Here is a 1,152-nt window from a genome sequence, read left to right as displayed (position 1 = left end):
CGCGCCGCCTCGGCATAGAGGCTGGCCGCCGACGCCACCTCACCCGCCCGCTCGTGCAGGTGGGCCGCGGCGGCGGTGTGTCGCGGGATCGTCGGGTCGACCTCGGCGAGGGCGGCCAGTCCCGCTCGCGGTCCGTCGGCCTCCCCCAGCGCCACGGCCCGGTTCAGGCGGACCACCGGGCTGTCGGTGATGGCGAGGAGCTCGTCGTACCACTCGACGATCTGGACCCAGTCGGTCTCCTCCACCCGGGGCGCGTCCGCGTGCAGCGCGGCGATCGCGGCCTGGGCCTGGTACTCGCCGAGCCGGTCCCGGGCGAGGGCCGCCTGGAGGATCTCGATGCCCTCGGCGATGAGGGCGGTGTCCCACAGGTCGCGGTTCTGCTCGGACAGCGGCACCAGGCTCCCGTCGGAGCGGGTGCGTGCGGGTCGCCGGGCGTGGTGGAGCAGCATCAGGGCGAGCAGCCCGTCCACCTCGGGGTGCGCGAGCACGGTGGCAAGCCGGCGGGTGAGCCGGATCCCCTCGGCGGCGAGGTCGACATCGCCGGAATAACCCTCGTTGAAGACGAGGTAGAGCACGCGCAGGACGGTGGCGACGTCGCCGGGGTGGCGCAGTCGGACACCGGACACCTTCTGCTTGGCGCGACTGACCCGCTGGGCCATCGTCGCCTCGGGCACGAGGTGGGCGCGCGCGATCTGGCGCGTGGTCAGACCACCGACGGCGCGGAGCGTGAGGGCAACCGCTGCCGACGGGGTCAGAGAGGGGTGGGCACACAGGAAGTACAACCACAGGCTGTCATCGACGTCCGGGACCGGTCCCGCCTCGGGCTGCGCCTCCAGGTGGTCCTCCCGGCGGCGCCGTGAGGCCTCCGACCGGAGGGCGTCGACGTGCCGGCGCCACGCGACGGTGACCAGCCACCCCTTCGGCTCCCGTGGCGGGTCGTCGGGCCAGACCCGCAGGGCCTCGACGAGGGCCTCCTGGACGGCGTCCTCGGCCGCCGCGAAGTCGACCCCGCGGCGGACGAGGACCCCCAGGACTTGCGGGATGAGGCTCCGCAGGAGCTGCTCGTCCATCACTCGATGACGTCAGGCCCGTCCGTGAGGAAGGGGCGCAGCTCGAGCCACTCCCGAATCGGCCGCCCGCCGGCCCCGGGGG

General features: G+C 74.3%; 1 protein-coding gene. It reads right to left on the bottom strand.

Going from position 1 to position 1,152, the window contains the following annotated elements; all coding sequences use genetic code 11:
* The coding region (locus tag JCO01S_RS15240; protein ID WP_068257690.1) for an RNA polymerase sigma factor at positions 1-1,070 on the bottom strand (1,070 nt) is incomplete at its 3' end.
* Positions 1,071-1,152: the final 82 nt, after the last annotated feature.

This window comes from Janibacter corallicola NBRC 107790, assembly GCF_001570965.1.
Classification (GTDB): domain Bacteria; phylum Actinomycetota; class Actinomycetes; order Actinomycetales; family Dermatophilaceae; genus Janibacter; species Janibacter corallicola.
Note: the sequence above shows the minus strand (reverse complement) of the source record. Positions and strands in the feature narration are given on the sequence as shown.